Origin of the sequence: Paenibacillus sp. V4I9 (genome assembly GCF_030817295.1) — a bacterium.
GTDB lineage: Bacteria > Bacillota > Bacilli > Paenibacillales > NBRC-103111 > Paenibacillus_E.
Genome location: NZ_JAUSZE010000001.1, coordinates 3,338,869 through 3,359,045 on the forward strand (window position 1 = coordinate 3,338,869; position 20,177 = coordinate 3,359,045).

General features: G+C 40.9%; 17 protein-coding genes and 7 pseudogenes. 2 read left to right on the forward strand and 22 right to left on the reverse strand.

Features of this window, described 5'->3' with window-relative positions:
- Positions 1-76 precede the first annotated feature (76 nt).
- The 7 genes and pseudogenes from QFZ81_RS15580 to QFZ81_RS37350 form a co-directional block, all read right to left on the reverse strand.
- Entirely contained in the window at positions 77-556 is a 480-nt protein-coding gene (locus QFZ81_RS15580) for a carboxymuconolactone decarboxylase family protein (protein ID WP_307603439.1), read from the reverse strand.
- Between the two features lie 152 nt (positions 557-708).
- Positions 709-1,386: a Ger(x)C family spore germination C-terminal domain-containing protein gene (locus tag QFZ81_RS15585; RefSeq protein WP_307603440.1), complete on the reverse strand. Its 678-nt coding sequence runs from the start codon at positions 1,384-1,386 to the stop codon at positions 709-711.
- Positions 1,387-1,427: 41 nt separating this feature from the next.
- Entirely contained in the window at positions 1,428-1,796 is a 369-nt protein-coding gene (locus QFZ81_RS15590) for a Ger(x)C family spore germination protein (RefSeq protein ID WP_307603442.1), read from the reverse strand.
- Positions 1,780-3,272: pseudogene (locus QFZ81_RS15600) on the reverse strand (spore germination protein). The gene QFZ81_RS15590 and the pseudogene QFZ81_RS15600 overlap by 17 nt, the downstream one beginning before the upstream one ends.
- 1,001 nt (positions 3,273-4,273) lie before the next feature.
- Positions 4,274-4,915 (reverse strand): FMN-dependent NADH-azoreductase, encoded by a 642-nt coding sequence (locus QFZ81_RS15605; RefSeq protein ID WP_307603449.1) that lies wholly within the window; start codon positions 4,913-4,915, stop codon positions 4,274-4,276.
- A 500-nt stretch (positions 4,916-5,415) separates the two neighbouring features.
- On the reverse strand, positions 5,416-5,613 hold the full coding sequence (locus tag QFZ81_RS15610; protein WP_307442834.1) for a hypothetical protein: 198 nt from the start codon (positions 5,611-5,613) through the stop codon (positions 5,416-5,418).
- A gap of 215 nt (positions 5,614-5,828) precedes the next feature.
- The gene (locus QFZ81_RS37350; protein WP_373462639.1) at positions 5,829-5,978 is read right to left on the reverse strand and encodes a Spo0E family sporulation regulatory protein-aspartic acid phosphatase; all 150 of its coding nucleotides are present in this window, start codon (positions 5,976-5,978) and stop codon (positions 5,829-5,831) included.
- Positions 5,979-6,231: 253 nt separating this feature from the next.
- On the opposite strand from QFZ81_RS37350, the pseudogene QFZ81_RS37355 reads away from it, so the two are divergent.
- Positions 6,232-6,476, forward strand: a pseudogene (locus tag QFZ81_RS37355) (NAD(P)/FAD-dependent oxidoreductase); the annotation flags it as partial.
- A 64-nt stretch (positions 6,477-6,540) separates the two neighbouring features.
- On the opposite strand, the gene QFZ81_RS15615 reads toward QFZ81_RS37355, so the two are convergent.
- On the reverse strand, positions 6,541-7,167 hold the full coding sequence (locus QFZ81_RS15615) for a sterol desaturase family protein (RefSeq protein WP_307603451.1): 627 nt from the start codon (positions 7,165-7,167) through the stop codon (positions 6,541-6,543).
- A 169-nt stretch (positions 7,168-7,336) separates the two neighbouring features.
- On the opposite strand from QFZ81_RS15615, the gene QFZ81_RS15620 reads away from it, so the two are divergent.
- Entirely contained in the window at positions 7,337-7,942 is a 606-nt protein-coding gene (locus tag QFZ81_RS15620; protein ID WP_307603453.1) for a TetR/AcrR family transcriptional regulator, read from the forward strand.
- 169 nt (positions 7,943-8,111) lie between these two features.
- Here the strand turns inward: QFZ81_RS15620 and QFZ81_RS37360 are convergent, their stop codons facing one another.
- The 14 genes and pseudogenes from QFZ81_RS37360 to QFZ81_RS15680 form a co-directional block, all read right to left on the reverse strand.
- The gene (locus tag QFZ81_RS37360; RefSeq protein WP_373463776.1) at positions 8,112-8,342 is read right to left on the reverse strand and encodes a Ger(x)C family spore germination C-terminal domain-containing protein; all 231 of its coding nucleotides are present in this window, start codon (positions 8,340-8,342) and stop codon (positions 8,112-8,114) included.
- An 18-nt stretch (positions 8,343-8,360) separates the two neighbouring features.
- Positions 8,361-8,888 (reverse strand): GerAB/ArcD/ProY family transporter, encoded by a 528-nt coding sequence (locus QFZ81_RS37365; protein ID WP_373463677.1) that lies wholly within the window; start codon positions 8,886-8,888, stop codon positions 8,361-8,363.
- A 990-nt stretch (positions 8,889-9,878) separates the two neighbouring features.
- The gene (locus tag QFZ81_RS15625) at positions 9,879-10,784 is read right to left on the reverse strand and encodes an RNA polymerase sigma-70 factor (protein WP_307603455.1); all 906 of its coding nucleotides are present in this window, start codon (positions 10,782-10,784) and stop codon (positions 9,879-9,881) included.
- 371 nt (positions 10,785-11,155) lie between these two features.
- On the reverse strand, positions 11,156-11,794 hold the full coding sequence (locus QFZ81_RS15630) for a succinate dehydrogenase/fumarate reductase transmembrane subunit (protein ID WP_307603457.1): 639 nt from the start codon (positions 11,792-11,794) through the stop codon (positions 11,156-11,158).
- Between the two features lie 117 nt (positions 11,795-11,911).
- Positions 11,912-12,508, reverse strand: a pseudogene (locus QFZ81_RS15635) (SDR family NAD(P)-dependent oxidoreductase); the annotation flags it as partial.
- Positions 12,509-12,580: 72 nt separating this feature from the next.
- Positions 12,581-12,827 (reverse strand): annotated as a pseudogene (locus QFZ81_RS15640) (hypothetical protein); the annotation flags it as partial.
- Positions 12,828-14,029: 1,202 nt separating this feature from the next.
- A complete protein-coding gene (locus tag QFZ81_RS15645; RefSeq protein ID WP_307449753.1) occupies positions 14,030-14,854 on the reverse strand; it encodes an S-layer homology domain-containing protein in 825 nt (274 codons plus the stop codon).
- A gap of 45 nt (positions 14,855-14,899) precedes the next feature.
- Positions 14,900-15,285, reverse strand: a pseudogene (locus QFZ81_RS15650) (metalloprotease family protein); the annotation flags it as partial.
- 300 nt (positions 15,286-15,585) lie between these two features.
- Positions 15,586-15,981: a GNAT family N-acetyltransferase gene (locus QFZ81_RS15655; protein ID WP_307606919.1), complete on the reverse strand. Its 396-nt coding sequence runs from the start codon at positions 15,979-15,981 to the stop codon at positions 15,586-15,588.
- 216 nt (positions 15,982-16,197) lie between these two features.
- Positions 16,198-17,286: an alpha/beta fold hydrolase gene (locus QFZ81_RS15660; RefSeq protein WP_307442827.1), complete on the reverse strand. Its 1,089-nt coding sequence runs from the start codon at positions 17,284-17,286 to the stop codon at positions 16,198-16,200.
- A gap of 144 nt (positions 17,287-17,430) precedes the next feature.
- Positions 17,431-17,702: pseudogene (locus QFZ81_RS15665) on the reverse strand (peptide-methionine (R)-S-oxide reductase).
- A gap of 264 nt (positions 17,703-17,966) precedes the next feature.
- Positions 17,967-18,624: pseudogene (locus QFZ81_RS15670) on the reverse strand (response regulator).
- Positions 18,625-18,653: 29 nt separating this feature from the next.
- Positions 18,654-19,352, reverse strand: a complete 699-nt coding sequence (locus tag QFZ81_RS15675) for a sensor histidine kinase (RefSeq protein WP_307442826.1) — start codon at positions 19,350-19,352, stop codon at positions 18,654-18,656.
- Positions 19,353-19,690: 338 nt separating this feature from the next.
- A complete protein-coding gene (locus QFZ81_RS15680) occupies positions 19,691-20,122 on the reverse strand; it encodes an NUDIX hydrolase (protein ID WP_307442824.1) in 432 nt (143 codons plus the stop codon).
- Between the last annotated feature and the right edge of the window lie 55 nt (positions 20,123-20,177).

The window sequence follows — 20,177 nt, forward strand, 5'->3', positions numbered from 1 at the left end:
TCAATGTGTGACATAAAAACTATTTCTTTTTTTTACCTCAATAAGCGCTTAAGTGTTAACTATGCCAATACAACGATTAGCTCAAACCTGCATTCGTCAATCCAAATGCTGCGTCAGCCGAACCCGGAACAATTTTGAAGGCTACGTTGATACGATTCCATGCATTAATTGCCATAATCGAGAAAGTCAGATCCGAGATTTCTTTTTCAGACAACTGTTCGCGAACACGATTGTACACGTCGTCGGGTACACCTTGCTCAGGAAGCTTGGTCAGGATCTCGGTCCATGCCAGCGCAGCGCGTTCACGCGGACCAAATAGCGTCGATTCCCTCCAAATCGAAAGGTGGTAGAAGCGAAGCTCGCTATCACCATGGATCTTTGCTTGTTTAACGTGCATGTCCAGACAGAACCCACACCCATTGATTTGCGAGGCTCTGATGTGAACGAGATCGAGGATCTTCTCTTCAATTGCACTTTCCTTCTCAGCGTTACTGAATTCCATCATCTTTTTGAAAAGCTCTGGTGATTGCTGCATATAATTCATACGTTGTGTCATAGTTTGTGTACCTCCTATTTTTTTTGACACTAATATGACAATTGGCGACTTCAATGTGTGACATAAAACATTTCTTTTTATTTTCCCCTTACTCATATCTGCTATCCAAAGTTAAGTTTTACTCATAAAAAAAGCCGCAATGTATGCGGCCACTAATCAGGAAGCACCCTGCCTTTATATTTTCCGGTTTGCATAATTTTCACTTTGATATCAATCTTATTTAAGATGTCCTCTTTTAAAACCAAATGGCCTCCGTCGTTTAAGCGATGCCATTCTTGGGGATTATTTCTATAAATTTCTCCAAACAAATTCAACAGGTCCGACTGCGTGGAAAGGCCCTTTCGATACGTCGTTAGGATTTCATCTCGAACTACTTGTGCAGCTTGTTCTTCCATTGTCTTCACAGAAACATTTTCGGTCATTTCTTCAACTACTGCACGAGCCTTTATGTATATGTTAAAGCGTGCTTCATCTTGATCAATTAGCGGCTGTATCCTATGATGAGGTTTAGTTAATACTAGCGTTCCTTTCGGTTTTTTGTTATCGGGTATTTTAACAAGAACGCGTTTCGATTTCTTATTAAACCATCTCACTCCTTTGAGATCGTCTTCTGAAAACCATCCCATCAATTGATGTTCGTGCATTGCGTATGCACCGTTTATTCTAAACATGGCCTTCTCTTTTTGATCTTCCTGCCATTCTTCTTTCGTGATGGAGAGCGTTGGAAGTATTACCGTTCTGCCCTTTTCGTTAAGTTCGGCAACCTGTTTGTAACCATACTGAGGCTGAATAAAGGATCTTTGCGCATAGGTTTCCTCAGGTGTATCCATGATCGTATCCAGCGGTGAAAGATTAAGTAGTGATTTTTGTGTTAAGATTTCGGAAAAGCTTTCTTTTGTAGTAAACAGCAAAATATTATATCGGACTTCATAGTAGCTTTGATATGCCCCCAATATACTCTTAATTGCGAAGTCGCATAAATCGAGTTTAAAGCTTCAATAACCGTCATCCCCTCTCCCTTGCCAATCCATACGGGCACATTTTTACCAATTTCTATTTTCTCGCTCTTTGCCACATTCGAAAAATTAAGAATCTGTATATACGCAATATAATGTCCATCCTTATAATCAAGCCCAAGAGCCGTAACATAAGCGATATTTTGAATTGTTTTGGAATCCCAACATCCTGGTATCACTAAAAGTACAGTCAGAACGATATACGATTTAATGATTACTTTCATGCGGATCTTCCCCTTGCTTATCAGAATCTAAGGTGTTTAGGTCATCAGGTCTTTTTTTATATTGGCTCCATGGAAGTCGTAAAATAGCTCTTGCCATCTCTTTAAACACCGGGGGTGACAGAGGCGACATGTAAGGAACTCCGAAGGAGCTCAGTTTGCACATATATCCAATAAACAGCACAATACTAACGATTAACCCAAACATCCCAAAAACAGCAGAAATGAAAAAAACGCAAATCGGAGGACGCTAACGGCTCCGCTTAAATTTTGACTGACTAAAGTTGAGCCCGTCACTGCTACAATGGCCCCAACAACGATGACACTTGGGGAAACGAATCCAGCTCGAATGGCTGCATCCCCAATAATTAACCCGCCTACAACGGTCAATGTTTGGCCAATGGTACTTGGGAGGCGAAGGCCTGTTTCTCTAAAAATCTCCAACAACATCAGTAATATCAACATTTCAATTTGTCCAGAGAATGGCAGACCAAGTCGTGCCGTGGCAATGGTTGCCATCAAACGAAAGGGAATCTGATCCGGGTGAAACGAAGTGAGTGCTACCCAAGCTCCCGGCATTAAGACTGATAAGAGAAAACTGATTGCACGAATCAAACGTGCAAACGAAATATACTGGAAACTGAAATAGATATCTTCAGGTGATTTTAGTAAAAGTAAAAATGTCCCCGGCCCAATTAGAACCATTGGATTACCGTCCACGATAATGACAAATCTTCCGTTCAGCAAACTGGTAACTGCCTTGTCCGGTCGGCCGGTATAATCAAATAAAGGCATAAGGGTGTACGGCTTATCGGCAATCTTCTTCTCTAGTTGATTGATGCTTTGAAGTCCGTCGACATCAATCTTACTCAATCTTTTTCGAACTTCGTTCAACACGTCGGAAGAAATAATATCCGTAAAATATAACAAGCCTACCTTTGTTCTTGTTCTCCTTCCCAACGTAAAAGTTTCATAACAGAGGGAATGGCTGCGAATACGTTTTCGAACTAAGGCCACATTGACACCGATATCTTCCACAAATCCATCTCTTGGTCCATTGATGGAAATCTCCGTGCTTGATTCCTCGGGTGTACGTTCTGGACGACTGGCTATACACATTCTAAATAAAAGGTTCGTCTGTGAGAACAACAGAAGGAGATCGCCTTGAAAGATCCATTCAGATATTTGCTCCTTTGAGGCAGTGGCTTTTATCGCTGTTAACGGCAATGGAATGGACATATGATCCAATTGCAAATCACATAACCTTTGTTGCCGGTACAAGCTTTCCAGCTCTGGAAGAATGACTTTTGCAATCTGTGAGGAATCACATAATCCTCCGCTATAGATGAGAATAACTTCGGCAGTGCTGCCCTCTTCAAATCGATATTGCTTTATTTCAACGTCCGCAGAGTGAAGAAATTGTGCCTTGATTTTCTGCTTGTTCCAACCTTCTACTGGTTCAAGTTCAGTCCCAGTCATGCAGTTTCCTCCTTGAACTTCTTGGAAAATAACGAGATCGATATACAAACTATCGATACGAACAAAGCAACAACTAGTTATCCAAATTCTAGCGCTTTTAATAAAGCTGCTAGTTCCGTATATACTGCGTTTGGAGTGAGAGCACGAAATCTTGTTATTGCTATTACCGTGTTCTTTTTTCAAGCGATAGAATGAGATCCCTCAATAATCTCTTGGCCGGAGTAAGGGATTCCGGAGCTGCCCCCATACTTACATGCTGACATGATCCCTGACTACACATTGTGATGGTGATTATTTCTTTTTTTGTCGGTGGAAATTGGCCAAGTTTGAATTCCAGTGGTCCCTCCTTTAATTCGACGTAACCAAGTGGCTCAACAATACCTACTAGGCAAACAGGACAATTGCTCAAGGTGTCTTCCTCCATTTCTTTTCTGATTGTTCAAACTCTGATAGCAGCGTTATTTGAAAGCAACTAGAGAAGAAAAGCCTTTTATTTCTCCAGTTGTTTGTTATTTTTGTTTACACTAATAAGGCAATTAGCGATCTAAATATGTGACATAGTTCAACTAAAATTCCAAAGTCTACATAATCAGACATGGGGGTGATCGACCTTGAGTTTAATCAGTAGGAGTATTGAAGTGAATAATGCCTATCTCGGAGATTCAAAGATTGCTAGGATGTTGATGACTCGATTGCAAAGCGTAGAGGATAATATTCTGAAGCCGATTTTTTTCAGCAGATTACCGCAAGGAATAGATCGACGTTGTATCCGGATTGATTCTTAAGGTATTCATGAACATAAGAAAGGGCCGAGAAGCCCTTGTTACAGGTGCCCCCAGCCCTACCTATATAACTTGCATCTTAAAAAGCAAATTCTTCTTTATTGAAATACTTCCAATTCCCCAGATCGTAACCGTATTGGAATAAACAGGCGTCCTGTACTCTCCATCCGTCGAACATGGAAATACTGGTTGCCTTATTAATTCTGGAGGTCCTTGCTATTAAAACTTTCGAGCTAATTCACGAGCTTGTTGAATTGATTTCTCTTTAATTGCCGGTGCTTGATCGGGCGTTGCTGCGACACCTTCTATAAAGATGCCTTCAAATGAAGGAACACCTAAAAATTTCATAATCATAGTTAAGTGACGATGACCAATTTCAAAGTCTGCAAATGGACCCCCTTGAGCATAAAAGTTACCAGCTGCTTGAATATGCACAGCCTTTTTATCGCCAAGTAACCCAACAGGACCTTTATCCGGAACATATTTGAAGGTTTTTCCTGCAACACATATAGAATCAATGTATGCTTTCATAACTGGTGGGAAAGAAAAATTCCACATTGGATTGACAAATACATATTTATCAGCCTCTACAAATTGGTCTACCAGTTCACCCAGACGATTTACTTTTTCTTTTTCTTCTGTGTTCAACTGATTAAAATCAGTGCCAGAACTTAATTTTCCCCATCCGCTAAATACATCTGCATCAATTTGTGGGATGTTCATTCGATAGAGATCAAGATGCAGTACTTCATCGTTGGGGTTAGCTTCCCGATATGCATCTATAAATTCTTTTCCAATAGATAAACTATAAGAATTCTGGTGATCATGCGGATGAGCTGTAATATACAATACTTTTGCCATTTTAGTTAAACTCCTTTATTTTGTTTTTTTGGACATTAATAAGACAATTAGCGACCTCAATGTGTGACATAAAACAAGTTTTAATTTTATGGCTATTTGAGAATGATAGTTCAACCGGTTGTTATTCTGCCTCAATCGACAAAGAATTATCACTTCTCCTGACATAAGAAAAGAAATTGTATTCCTAAAATTTTTTTTAGGCGCGGCGGATTCGGCCGGGGACGGGCTGGCCGTACCGCCAGGCTCACTGGGGTCCTTATTCGAACCGCATGGCGCGAGAACCCTCGAGCACGATGATCATTAGAACGAGCAGTAATGGTTTTTTCATTTTCGTATTCTCTCCTATTGTGCAAAATCGATTTTTTTATTCTTCCTAGTATAATGGTAGGATTTTGTCAAAAGTAGTTTCGGGTCGAAAATCAAAGAACCCTTGCTTCGCAAGGGTTACCATGATGTCACATACCTACCTTTCAAAACGGTCCTCTCCGTACCGGGTTTGCTTATCTAAAGTAAGGAATGATTAACGCCATCACTCCAAGACCAATCGACCACCACGCAAGTCCCTTTTTAGGGGTAGCCAAGCAAATGAGTCCGAGGATAACGGCAATGCTGCCCATCCATATGGGTGCATAGAAAAACCCGATAATAGCTAACACGATGCCGATCCAGCCAAGCCATTTTCCTGTCATTTCATTCATGTTCAACATCTCCATCAATTTAGTTTTGTATAATCAAGCGAGTGCTTTCGAAAAGAAAGTTAATTAATTTTTCTCTTCGGGAGTTCATTCCAAAAAAAACAAAAAGGTAGGTATGTGACTTCATGGCAACTGTACTGTACATGCATTCAGTTCAGCGAACAAGATTGTGACCAACATTAAGACTAGTACTGTTTTCGCTTTTTAAATAATACTGATTAATTAAGCTGTTTACTCATCTCGATAACGCGTGGATGTTGTAGGTTAAATTGATTCTCCTTAACAACTTGTCCTAGATGAAGTCGCAACAGCTCAACCTGTTCTTCAATATTCAATCTTAAGACTTCGATCGTTGTTGGAATTGACATAGTGACACCAAAAATCTCTGATTGTTTTAGTAGACAACCTGCCTAAAATGGTGGAAATGATGAGCATATTAACCAAAGCTTACGAACTCGCGCAAAGTGTGGCCACAGACAAAGTACTAATCAACGATTTTGCCGAAGGTATTGTTGAATGAAGGATCCTGAAGTGCAGAAAACACTTCGTTTCGCGCTCAAGCATTTTTGAACGTACTCGCTGAACACAAAAATCAATACGGACAAGGGATGATATCAATGGCTGAAGCAAATACTTATTCTTGGCGGCGGTTACGGCGGTCTTCTAACCGCATAGACAGCACGTAAACATTTGACGGCTGAAGGAGCCACCATTACGATCATCAACCGTTTTAACACATCAAATTATTACAGAAATTGCATCGTTTGGCTGGAGGCACCATAAAAGAGCAAGCCGTTTCGCTTTCGCTTCAAAAACTGCTTGGCGACAAAGATGTGAATGTCGTTGTCGACTCTATTAAAGAGATTAGCCTAATGAGAAGCAGGCCTTATGCTGATGGAATTCAGATATTCCCGGACTCAAGCATCCGTTTTACGATAAGGGTATCCCTTTATCGTTATGGGAAGTTGATAGCCGCGATTTGGACGCTTTGGGCCGGTTTGTTCTCATGACGATATCCAACACAGGGTTGGTTATACTGTACAACGCTTTTTCATCCAAATGATGATGCAGCAGATGTCTTTTCTTCATCCATTTGCCCCAAGGCGTCAAAGGTTTGATTGGGCGATGGGAGATATAGTGCTTCCATTGATAATAGATTTGAAAGCCAGATGCACCGAACACGACGGCAAAAGACAGATGCCAATCATACCCCGTCACAATAAACGCCGCCCCAAAAATGACCAAATACGCACACATATCGAAAGAGACTGGTCCGAACAAATATTTCACGTCATTGGGAGATTGATGATGGGCAACATGCCCCTTATATGCAAAGGGAGCAATCCGCGGAAATTCATGAAGAATGTATCGGTGAACCATATATTCGATAAAGATAACAAAAACGGGGCCTACGCACATTGCTACCGCCGTACGGATACTGCCGAAAGTCGCAATGACCCCGCAACAGCTAAAGAAATAAACAGAGAATAGAAACAAAATAAGACGCTGTCCCATAAATTCTTTTACATATTGCATAAGGGGCGTTTCCGATCTCATAACCGATCACCTCCTATTTACTTAATGTTGATTAATGGTCACACAGCTTATTATAATGAGATGGAGGTTAAATTCAATGATCAAGATACCCGCAAAAGTCGCTTACCCGACACGCTGCTTAAAGGATGTTCATTAGTTCACTAAATAGTTACCCGAGAGGCGGAAGAACATGCAGGACAAGACGGATCCTAGAATCATTCGAACGAAGCTGTTGCTTAGAAATGCCTTAATCGACTTAATAGACGAAAAAGGCTTCGAAGGCACTACGATCCGGGATTTGATGCAGAAGGCCGGCTTGAATCGGGGTACATTTTATTTGCACTACCGCGATAAATACGATCTACTGGAACAGAGCAAAGAGGATATGCTCAAATACATTCTAAAAATAGTCAAGAACATCGACCCTATTCAAATAATGAAGTATGCCGCACGTAACGAGCCTCATCCGGTTTTCCTGGAATTGTTCGATTTTTTTACATTGCATGCTGTATTTTTCAAAGTTCTCTTGGGACCTAAAGGTGATCCGGCTTATCCAGTCCAAGTGAAACAGATTATGCAAAAGCATATTTTTAATAAGCTGTCCTTGCATCAGTCCGAGCATATACCGGTGCCGCGCGAGTTCATTATTGCTTATTTGGCATCCGCAAATTTGGGTGTCATTCAGCACTGGTTGGAAAGCGGTATACAGCTTTCTCCTCGAGAGATGGCCTTGCTGATAACCCGCATGACCACCTTCGGTCCCTTACAGACCTTCGGACTGAAGGGAGAGGCATAAGTTATCAGCCAACCATATGTAAATTCTAAGACCTCTCATCCCTGGATTAAGCGCAAAAATATTCGCAAATAACGTAGAGTGCTTCCGTGCCATAACTAAAAAAGCCCGCCCCAAGGTTCGCTTTAGTTTGACCGTGAATATTGCCATAGCGCCTGTGTGCAATAGGCCTTTATTTCCTGATTCCCATTTCCGTAAGATTCACCTTAACGTTCAATCTAACGTTCAACGTTCGATATTCTTTTTTCCATTCCTCTTCGTTCCAATTTCGCGTTTTGCTCCTAACAAAATCCCCTAATCCGAGCGGGTCGATCCCTTCCTTTTTAAACAATTGAATGAGATCCATTCCAGTTGTGCTAAGATCATTTTCGAAACGGTCTTTTATTCTCTGCAGCTCTTGTATTGGAAAGTGCCGTCCCCTTCACCGTTTAAGATAAGGTTTATCGTCACATTTGGACTTTTCGTATCTTTGCTGACTCGATTGCGGCCATATTTGATTTGATAATTGTTCGGATTTGAACAATAACAATGAAATGAAAACAACCATAAGATAATACAAGGTAATTAATGTAATATTTCGTGTTAAGCTAAACATACAAATGCCCACGATAACTCGAAAACCTCCTGCAACGATGTAATAAACAAGCAGGAGCAAAACCAATGCCAACGGCCATGTTTCAAGATCAGGAAGTAGCCATACTTGTATGATTTCTATAAATAGCCGTATTTGAAAACTTGCATCGAGCAGGAAGTAAACGATAAAGATAAAGTTAAGACCCCTTCCCGCCCATATGCGCTTTCGTAACCGACTTATTTGGCCTTTCCTTGATGTAAATCGTGTTATTGCTTTTACCGGGTTCTTTGGCCCAGAGTTAGAATCAGATCCTTTAGTAATCTCTTGGCTTGAGTAATGGATTCTGGTGCTGCTCCCGTACCTATATACTGACATGGTTCGGTATTACACACCAACAGGCTCAACAACACCTACCAGGCAAACCGGGCAATTCCTACTGTTCATGCTGACTTCATCCCTTTCTGTTCTGTATTCGATTCAGTTTGAAAATTAATTCATTGTTATTTCCTCATGCTTTGTTCAGACACGAATTAGACAATTGGAGATGTCAATATGTGACATCTTCAACTTCATCAGAACTCTCAGGTACTTTGCTTCGTTAAAGTGGTTCAACTTCAAGAAAAATAAATTAGGGAAAATACAAATATGATTTCTGTCACACATTGAAGTCGCCAATTGTCTTATTAGTGTAAAAAAAACTACGTTCCAGCTGCGCGGTTCTGTCATTCGTCGATGGCGTGTCTTGGTCTGACGAAAAAAACGTTCGTGGTCGTTGTTAGTGCGTGGAACATGAGGATGGTCATAACAAGTAAAGAGTCCCTTCCAGAACCCCTTGGTATAACTTTTGAAATTTAAAATCAGAGGACGATCATGCTCCTCAGTGTATGTGTGCTCCAACCCCTACATCAAGTATTGCATATGGAGACGTACTGACGAGCTCGTTTGATCGACGTCTGGTTCAAAATGTTAGCGACAAGATGCACTGGCTACATCCAACGTTTCACTTCTTGGTACAGTTCACTAAACTCATTCAGTTTCTCTGTTGGATACTAATAAGGCAATCGGCGATATAGATCTGTGACATATACCAAGCATCTACTTTTTGGATATTGGAGAATCATAATTCAACACTCTGCAGGGTAGCATAAATAGTAGCATGAGCTGAAGAAATAGAAATCATCTTCAACGTGGATAAAGATAAAAGTACTTGTCTTGATATAAGACAAGTATTTGTTTCTGAAAAACAAAAAAGCCGCAATCAAGCGGCACGTTATAACACTATTAACCATGGATTCAAGAATTGGAAGATTATTTCCCTTCGAAGAAATTGCAAGAAGCCGCGCGGTTTATCGAGGTAAATCTAATTCAGTTTAAGAGCTGTAATTTATCTGGATTCACAATAAAGTAAATTCGTTGAATGGTTATCGTTTGGACATCCCATTCAAAACAAATGACCCCGGTTGGAGTGCCCTCTTTTGTTAACAATATCCCTGGTTGATCATTGACCTCGACCAGCTGTGCCTTTGATTCGGGAAATTTACTTGACGAAAGAGCCTTCAATATCTTGAGTACACGTTCCCTGCTATATATAGGATTGATTGCGGCGGAAACTTTTCCTCCACCGTCGGCAATAAATATGACATCCTCTGTTAACATGTCCACCAGTGGTTGAATGTTACCATTCGAAATGGCAGAAATGAAGCGATTCACTAATTCCTTTTCCTCTTGAAGATGCAATGATAGTTTTTCATCTTTTTGGGAGGATAAATCTACTTTTTTCTTGACACGACTAAAGATCTTACGGCAATTGACTTCTGATTTGTTGACCATTTCGCCAATTTCACTATGTTCATATGCAAAAACTTCTCTTAAGATAAACACAGCTCGTTCCAATGGCGTAAGTTTTTCCATAAGAATAAGAAACGCATAAGAAATCGTATCATGACGCTCAACGCTATCTAACGGACTATGATCTTCGAATTGCACTGTTGGTTCTGGAAGCCAATTACCTACGTAGCTTATTCTTTTTTTTCGTGCAGATTTTAATTCGTTTAAACATCGATTAATCATCATTTTGCTTAAGTACGATTTGATATTATTAATATTGTCATTTAGATATCCATGTATGCTTATAAACAAATCTTGAACCATATCCTCTGCATCTGATCTAGAACCAAGCATACGGTAAGCAATTGAAAATAAATGAGGCTTGTAGGTTTTATACAAATCTTCAATGGTATTAGATGATGAATCAATTGTATAACTTTGCATAATATCCGCCTTTCTTTGAATTCGAAAAATCTCGCCCATATCTACTTATTATTAATAAACAGATCGAAATGATTCATTTTATTAAATAAACTTATCTAGGTAAAATAAATACTTTCGGAATTGCAGATTGGAAATCATTATGTTACTCCATTGTTGTTTTCCTCCATTTTTTGTTTTTGTCACTTATAAGACAATTAGCGATGTCAATGTGTGACAAAAATCTGATTAATTCTGAATCAATTCATTCAACATAAACTCCTTTTAACGTTGAAAAGGCAACCAATTCAACTGGCTGCCTTTTCCATTAAATATTAAGCTATTGTATATTTCAATATTCGCTTTCCATAAGTCAAGCTATACCGAGTCCGGCGTCAACTCCGATAATTTGTCCTGTGATCCAACCCGATTGCGAATTCATCGCCAGTAAAAGCAACGAGCGAAATAAAGAACAGCAAGGAAATAAGAACAAATTTTTGTGAGCGTGATGAAATCGTAATGCCCCAGCTGATCAGGAATGCCCAGAGGCCATTGCTGAAATGGAATGCTGCCGACAATACGCCGATGACGTAAATGATAAAGAGCACTGGATTTATGGCAATTTGATGCATCGTCGAGCCAAGATCCTCATGCGTAATATTACCCAAGTAAACTTGAAGACGAGTATTAAAAAAATGCCAGAAAACGAAGATAAACGTAAGAACCCCAGTAATGCGTTGCAGAGTGAACGCCCAGTTACGGCCGTACGTGTATTGTCCAGAGTTCAGATCGGACTGATAGGCCATGTACAGTCCATAAATGCCGTGAAACAAAATCGGTAGGTATATCCCAAAAATCTCAAGCAACGGCTTAAGCGGCAGACTGTTGATGAAATGCACGTAGTTAGCGAACCCTTCTGGTCCGCGTTCAAACGCTTGAAAGTTGATCGATACGTGCACAAGAATAAAGCCTCCGAGAGGAATTACCCCGAGTAGCGAGTGCAGTTTGCGCCAGTAATATGAATTTCCTATCATTTTTGCACCTCTCTAAGATGATTTACTTCCCGTTTCGTATGATGCCGTGTAATAAATCGATCATTACAATGGGTACGAAGGGAATAGACCGCATTTGTATTCATTTGAGCTTTTGCGTTAATTAAAGTTTTTCATAATGCCTTGTGGGTATGTCTCTTCAATTACGGTTTTCTTATCATACAGTTGAAACCATGTATCAGCTACAATATCCGGATCGAAACTGGTTCCTCTTCTTATCAAAGAACTAATGGAAAGATGGCCTACGTATATCCCTTTCGGCGACAATTTGTCATTTAGATTGAGGACGTAATTTCGTAGACCCGCCATCGCGATCCCAACATTTCCAAAAATAGGACTCGGATGCATCGACGACAGGTCTGTTGTAAATAACAAAGCCCCTCTCCCTCTCTCTATCATTCCAGGAATGACCTGCCTCGCACTATTAATGGCACCAATAACAAGGTTGTTGTAAGCGTGTAATACACTTTCATCTGTGGTATCCAGTACCGACGTGACCATATTTCCACTATGCGGACTATATTCCAAAACATCAATGTTACCATAGGTATTATTAATGCGCTGAAAGGCCTGTATGAGCTGCATTTTATTGGTTAAATCTGCTGCAAAACCTTTTGCTTCAATTCCCATTTTGTTTAATTGCTCTCTATAAAGATCTAGCTTTTCCTGAGTTCGTGAGACTAGTGCTACTTGAAATCCATGCTGCCCAAACTATGACCAGGTTAGATCCAATTTCGAGAATGATCGAGTATTCATTTAACTGTTGTGTCAGACATCCATTGATAATGAAAGCTGCCTTCTTCCAGATAACATTTTAGGGTACGTAGCGTGCATGGGTTCGGTAGGATTGGAATCGAGCCACCATTGGTATCCTCCTTCCGCCAAAAGACGATCGGACGCAACGGGACCGAAAGAACCTGCGGGATAGATTTTCTTTCAATGCATCCTGAATCGGTTGAACCAATTGCCAAGACAATTCTATTTCATCCCAATGGGCAAAAAAAGTAGGATTTCCGAGCGGTTCTAACTTATCTTCAAGCTGAGCATCTTTGCTGATTAGCTAGCGTAATGCCCTCGTTCGGACCGATTTCCAGCACCAATTTTTGAATAGTTCTGGTGATTGCTGCATAAAATTATACGTTGTGTCATAATAGTACCTCCTGTGTATTGATCTTTTTGACACTAATAAGACAATTGGCGACTTCAGTGTGTGACATAAACCAAGTATCTATTTTATGAATATTTGAGAATGACAGTTCAACGGGCAGCAAGGTAACTTAAAAAGTCGCTAAATCTGAAGAGTAATTGAAATTATAGATCTTCAAGATTTGCAGCATTCGATTTTTCTGCTCTTGGCCGGAGTAAGGGATTCCGGAAGTTGCCCATACTTACATGCTGACATGATTCCCGACTACACATCGCGATGGGTATTGTTTCTTTTTTTGTCGGTGGAAATTGGCCAAGTTTGAATTCCAGTGGTCCCTCCTTTAATTCGACGTAACCAATTGGTTCAACAATACCTACTAGGCAAACAGGACAATTGCTCAAGGTTTCTTCCTCCCTTTCTTTTCTGATTGTTCAAGCTCTAATAGCAGCAGTAAATTGAAAAGCAACTAGAGAAGAAAAGCCTTTTATTTCTCCAGTTGTTTGTTATTTTTGTTTACACTAATAAGGCAATTAGCGATGTAAATATGTGGCATAGTTCAGACACTTTTTGGTGTCGCGTCGACAACATTTTTAAACTGAACCTGTTAAAGAAGTCTCAGTGCGATATTACACCATACTCCGCGTTCCCTCTAATTAAATGTACTAAATCATAAGTTCCTCGTTACTCTCGTTCGTTGTAAAATAAAATTCTAGACTGGAGTTGTTGATCCTTCGCGTTTTTTAAATTAAAAATTCGGTAGACTTCGAATAATAAGATTTAGACTGATCAAATAAAAGAAACAGCGGCAAAGCTTAGACTGGAAAATAAAGTCCTAGACTGCCGCTGTTTTGTTCGACTAATGTACCGGTTCAATAACGAGCCTTTTTGCTCCCTATCTCAGAAAGCGCTACAAGTGCGATGAAACCTGCGGGGCCACCTGAGAATAACGAATCACATAGATTTTGTTCATGCTAGTGCCTGACTCTTCCGATACAACTCGCTCACCCGTTCGATCTGGGCGAGATGGACCCTTACATTATTGGAACTAATTGCCATTATCCAGTCTTTTATTACTCGTTCTTCTGTGCCAACATGTTCACAAGAACCGCTACAACCTCTGCTCTTGTTGCATGATCTTGTGGAGCGAATCGGTTATCGCCTTTCCCTTGCACAATACCTGCTTGTTTCACGTAAGCAACGCTGCCTTTCGCCCACGCTGGAATGTTCTCTTCGTCCGCGAAGCCGGTTATAGCATTCTTTGCGATAGACTCATCCAAAGCGTTTGCGATCATCGCCGCCATCTCAGCGCGTGTAATTTCGGTATCCGGACGGAAAGAGCCGTCCTCATAACCGCTAATGATGCCTGCTTGCACCGCTTGCGCGATTGCTTTCTGCGCCCAAGCTCCGATCTGCGCTGTATCTATGAAAGTAAGCGCCGCTCCTACTCCTTGCGGCTTAACCGAATTCATCAGCATGACCGCAAATTCCGCGCGTGTCACGGCCGCATTCGGCTTGAATGTTCCGTCCGAATAACCGCCGACAATTCCGATGCTTCCCGCTTGCCTAATCTTGGCTTCCGCCCAGTGCCCGGAGATATCAGAAAACACGATAGAAATTGGCGGAATTGTTGGCTTTGCGGTAGCCAAAACAGCGAACTTAGTGAAATGATCGACAGAACCAGTCACTGTGGCATTAACTTTATCCACTTGGATGTTATCTAGCAGAATCCATTTTTGCGTCTCTTCGTTCAACCAGTAGATGCCAACAACTGATTTATCGAAATCTACATTTTTAATATCAAACGGCAGTGTGATAGATACCGCTTTAGTAAATTTACCGTCTAAGTCATTCTTGATTTCAAAAACATCACTAATCAGTTTCGATGTAGAATTCATTGGTAGGCTGGATATATGGGTTACTTTATCCACGGTAACCTTGAAATTGCTGATATTACCTGCAAGAGCCTCCGCCGGAACGGTAATTACGGATAATACGATAAAAGGTAAACTCATAAAGAGCCAAAATCTCATTTTGGATAGAATCGCATTTGTTTTCAGCCAAAAAATATTCCACTAAATGTTAAGCTAATATCGCCTTTACTATTTATAACAAGAATGTGAAGGATTTCATGCAATATAAAAACAAAAACTATGATTAGGATAAGGGGCAATTCTTTGAGATGAGAGAACTTACTTATATTAGAAAACTCTACCCCGAACCAATTTGGCGTTAGAAAGAAAGTAATTTGCAATAGATAAACAAACTTCATATAATGCTTTCTAATCCAATTGTTTCGAATAAAAGGAGTCCATTCAGACAAATCCATACTTATCTGGGGCAAATGTCGAAACCATAATATCAACTCTGGTCCTCTCCTTCCCTATAATCCAACCCGGAACATATTATACCATATATTGGTAGTCGCATGCGTTCGGGAATGTAATACAGGATGAGTTCTTGTATCAACACTTGGATCCTGCCCGTTACTTCAAGAAAAAGAGGAGCTGCATTGCTGCAAAGCTCCTCCACTATCGTACTCCGTTAGCCATCCATGCATCCCTCGAACTGCACCACAGAGCATGAAAGTTAATTCGTTCTTTCATGGTAGTTGAACGAATAAGGCTGCTCATGAATTAGTTAAGCCATAAACATATTCATCATAGCGTTGACCCTTAGTAAAAACCATATCTCTAATTCTTCCTTCTTGAACGAAACCAAGATGCTCCTGCAGTACAATAGATCTTTCATTAAAGGCATAGACATGTGCATTAACCTTAAGGTATCGTAATTCCTCAAGATAATAACGAAGTAATATCCTTATGACATCTGAAGCATATCCATTACGCCAATGTTCACGAAATATCGAGACTCCGTATTTAAAAGTTCCATGCCGAAAGTTACAACTATTTGTGGATATGCTTCCGACGAGCGTGCCTTCAAGCGATTCAATTGCCAGGAATACCTTACCCCCATTTGATGAGTTAGAGGCTTGGTGTTCCGCCCACAGCCTGGTTCTTCTGATCTTGGAAAATGTATTTCATCACATAGCCTAGCGTTATCGGAATCCAAATCGTTTTTATGAAACTTATCCCAATCCGCTGGCAGGCCATAATGACCTCTGGCGAGGCTTGGTACTAATGTTGAATAAAGATTAACCCATAGGAGCAGGATAACGTTCTTGTTAAACGAACAAAAGCAGTGCATGGCTGAGACTGGCCATGAACTGCTTTTGTTGTTGTTAACGGAAAAACTCGTTAAACAGATTAATGGTTTCTTGCGGGTTCTCCTCTGAGATCCAGTGTCCGGTTTTATCAAGTTTCACCAATTTCGGGTCTGTTGCATACTCACGTAAAAACGCATCAAGCATTTGATAACCGGACACACCCCCAATACCGAGAACTGGCACTGACAGCTTTTTATAAGTTTTCAGATCTTCAATATCTTGCCTGAATGCTCTATACCAATCATTACCTGCGCGAAGCGCCTCAGGTTTCGCATATGCCGCAATGTAGATCGCTCTTTCTTCTTTGGTTATGGAGGCGGCTTTGTCATAAGCCAAATAATCAAAGAGCCAATTGAAAGCGATATCCAGCTGTTTTCCCTGCAGTAATTGCTCCGGCAATTCTGGTATGGTATTGAATGCAAACCACCAATAGAACTTAGCACGATCAGGATTACTCACATCGTACACTCCGGGTGGCGGCAAGATCGGGATTTTTAGAAAGTTTTCGTTTGGATGAGAAGCATCCAGCAAGGCTAGTTTTTTCGTGGCTTGAGGATAATTGGCTGCAAAAGAGTAAGAAATCGTGGCCCCGATATCATGTCCTGCTATATTAATTTTCTCATAGCCAAGCTCTTTGACCAAGGCATAAATATCTGAAGCCATTGTCTTCTTATCATAGCCTGATTCAGGCTTGTCGGAACTGCCCATTCCACGATAATCAATGGAATAAACATGATATTTCTCTGCTAGAGCCGGCATAATTTTGTGAAACGCATACCATGTTTCCGGCCAGCCGGGAAGAAGGAATAGCGGTTCACCCTTACCACCCTCAACATAGTGAATCGTGATTCCATTTACCTTTTTGTAACCGTTTTGGAATCCTGGAAGTTCTTTGACGAGCTCCTCATCAGAATAAGCTTTGTTTGCAGCCTGGTGAGCCTGATCATTGCCTGAATTCGCAACCGTTTCATTCGGATTTTTATCGGCTGCGTACTCCCCAATTTGCCGATTGTTGTTTCCTGCACAAGCTGAAAGAAGCATTAGCGCCATAATCAGCGTAATAGACATGAATTTGGCAAACAATCTCGATTTTCTTCCGAACATAACAATCCCTCCATTGTAAATTCATGTTTTGCACTTTCTTCGTAACGGAATTCAACTGAACTGGAAGTTTCTGAGATCAATAGCAGCAGATCCTGGACTGGCTCAAGATTGGGTCCGATCATTTAATAATCCTCCCATACATTTTTAATGCTTCTGCTCGCTAAATTGCACGGCATAAACGCCATATCCTCTTTTTTCAAGATCAGCTTTCGGAATAAATTCCATGGTGGCAGAGTTCATGCAGAATCGCAGTCCCGTTGGTTGAGGTCCGTCTTTGAACACGTCGCCTAGGAAGGAATCAGCATTCCGGCTTCTGACTTCGGTTTGCGTATAAGCACAATGTTGTTTGACACCAATGGCTTTGTAAAACAAGGCCAGCCTGTACGAGCATCGGATTTGTCCTTCGAGCTAAACAACGGCTCACCCGAAACAATTAACTACGTAGATACCCTCTGCTTGGTTATCCCAGTATTCGTTATTAAACGGCTGTTCGTCCATGCCATGCTGAGTCTAACACATAAAATTTACGCTTTTTTAAATTCATTCCCACATACTCCTCCGCGGATACTTTTAAGGATACCTTTCCCTTACACTTGGATTTTAACATAAAGCGAACGGGAGCAAATCTGCGGGAAGTAATGAAAAGGCGCAACTTTTGACCGCATGAAATATGAAAAATTTCATGCCTTATGCCAAAAGTCATGCCTCGTGATTTGGAGATTGCGAACTGAAAATACCGCAGCTTGCTTTCTGTCGCGCAGCCCAAGCTTGGCTATGAGATTTGAAACGTGATTTTTCACTGTACCTTCCGTAAGAAAAAGCGAGCTCGCAATTTCTTTATTATTCAATCCTTGCCCCAATAAAGTCAGTACCTCTTTCTCCCGTTCGGTCAAAAACCCCAATCCTTCATGTTCATGATGACTTAAGGGGTGTGTCCTCTCCGGGTTCTTTTCGGACATTTTTTTAAACTCGTTTAGCAGCATCGAAGTAATAACGTTTTGTAGCACAGTCCCTCCATTATAGACCGTTTGAATAGCGCTTATGATCGCCTCCGAAGGCATATCCTTCAATAAATATCCATGGACGCCGTTTTCCAAAACTTGCATAATCAATTCTGCGTCATCGAAAGTGGTCAGAATCAATACCTTCGTTTCCGGAAAATGCTTGAGTATCAATTCAGATCCTTCAACGCCATCCATTCCCGGCATTCGAATATCCATCAACACCACGTCCGGTCGATTCAACCACTTTGGTATAGGCATCCCTCCCATCCACTGCTGTTCCAACCACTTCCATGCCAGGTTCCATGCCGATAATGATCGCTATTCCGTCTCTCATGATCCGTTGATCGTCAACAATAAGAATCCTCAATTCTTTTCACGCTCCGTATTCGTCAAGGGATAAGGGAATGTGACTTCATTAGCGAAGCCCGTGATGGGATCCATCCTAAAAAGCATCTTTCCGTTCCACTCCCGCACTCGCTCTTGCAAATTGATTATTCCAAATCCCGGCTTTAGTTCTTCAGGCACTTCTCCGTCATTGCTTATGCAAAGAGAAAAACCGGTGTCGGAATAAGACAACGAGATTGCAGCTTTTTTCGCATGTCCATGTTTCTGAGCATTCGTTAGCGATTCCTGCACGATTCGATATGCGGTCAATTGAAGATCGCTAGTTATTGCGACGGGTATCCCATCCGCTTTAAAATCAGTTTGAACTTCTGCAAATTTGGTAAACTCCTCTGATAGATTTTTAAGGCTATTATGTAAAGAAGTAGATTTAATAGGTTCATCTCGAATATCCCTTACCGACAGTCGGACCTCTTGTAAAGAAGACCTGATTAATCCCTCGCATTCCAGGTAGGCTTGCTCGCTGCGTATGGAATCTACTGCACTTAACTTGCGTGCCGCTTGCATTTGGACCAACAATGCCGTCAGTTTATGGCCTACCGTATCATGAATTTCTCGGGCAATTCGCACTCTTTCCCTCGTTGCCGCCCACTCTTCCGCCTTGAGCGCATACTCCTGCAATTGTTCATGGGACTGCTTCAATTGCTCGTACAGCTGCAATGTATCCCTGCGTGCCTTTGGTAGAAATTTATTAAAGCACTGACGATGCATGCGAAAACAATAAACGAGCAGGTAATAAAATAGTCGGTTTCATCAAGTCGTTTATACAAATACCAGTCAATGCTGCCCATCGTAACAACATAGAGTAACAGCAACAATATGCAAGTGAGAATGAGTAAACGGGTATTCTTTAAAAACATTAAAATAGCTAATGCCGTTATCCCGTTTAAGCACAAGCTGCCACCGTGCTATACTGCCCGTTCGTAATAGGCCGCCGAGCAATCCTCGGTAGCCATTTTTTTCTTATTGTTTAACTATCGTTTTTGTTGAAATATTACCTATAATTTGATTCCTAAGCGTTCAAGAGCTTTATGCAGTACTTCAATATTGTTGTCATAACCATTCTGACATTGTTGCATCCAGGCATTATCAGCATTGAACCAATCTACGCTGTTTATCTCCTCGTTTTGTGCTTTGAGAGCCCCCTGAGAAGCCTCGACCAAAAAATAATGGATTTCTTTATTTACTAATCCATGCTCTGGATGCTCATAGTTATAAAAGATAATTGAAAGTGGCTCAATTATCTTCCCAATGATATTGGTCTCTTCTGCAATCTCACGGAGTGCTGTCTGCTCAATGGATTCACCGGATTCCATCTTTCCTTTAGCAAAAGTAATCTTACCATACCGGTCTTGAATAAGCTGAATCTGAAAATTGTTTCCTAGTTTACGGTAAACAATTCCACCAGCTGAAACTTCCCTCCTAGGCATTTAAAACTCCCTCTCAATCCTGACATCCATCAAAATCCAGTATTTTTCAGATGTA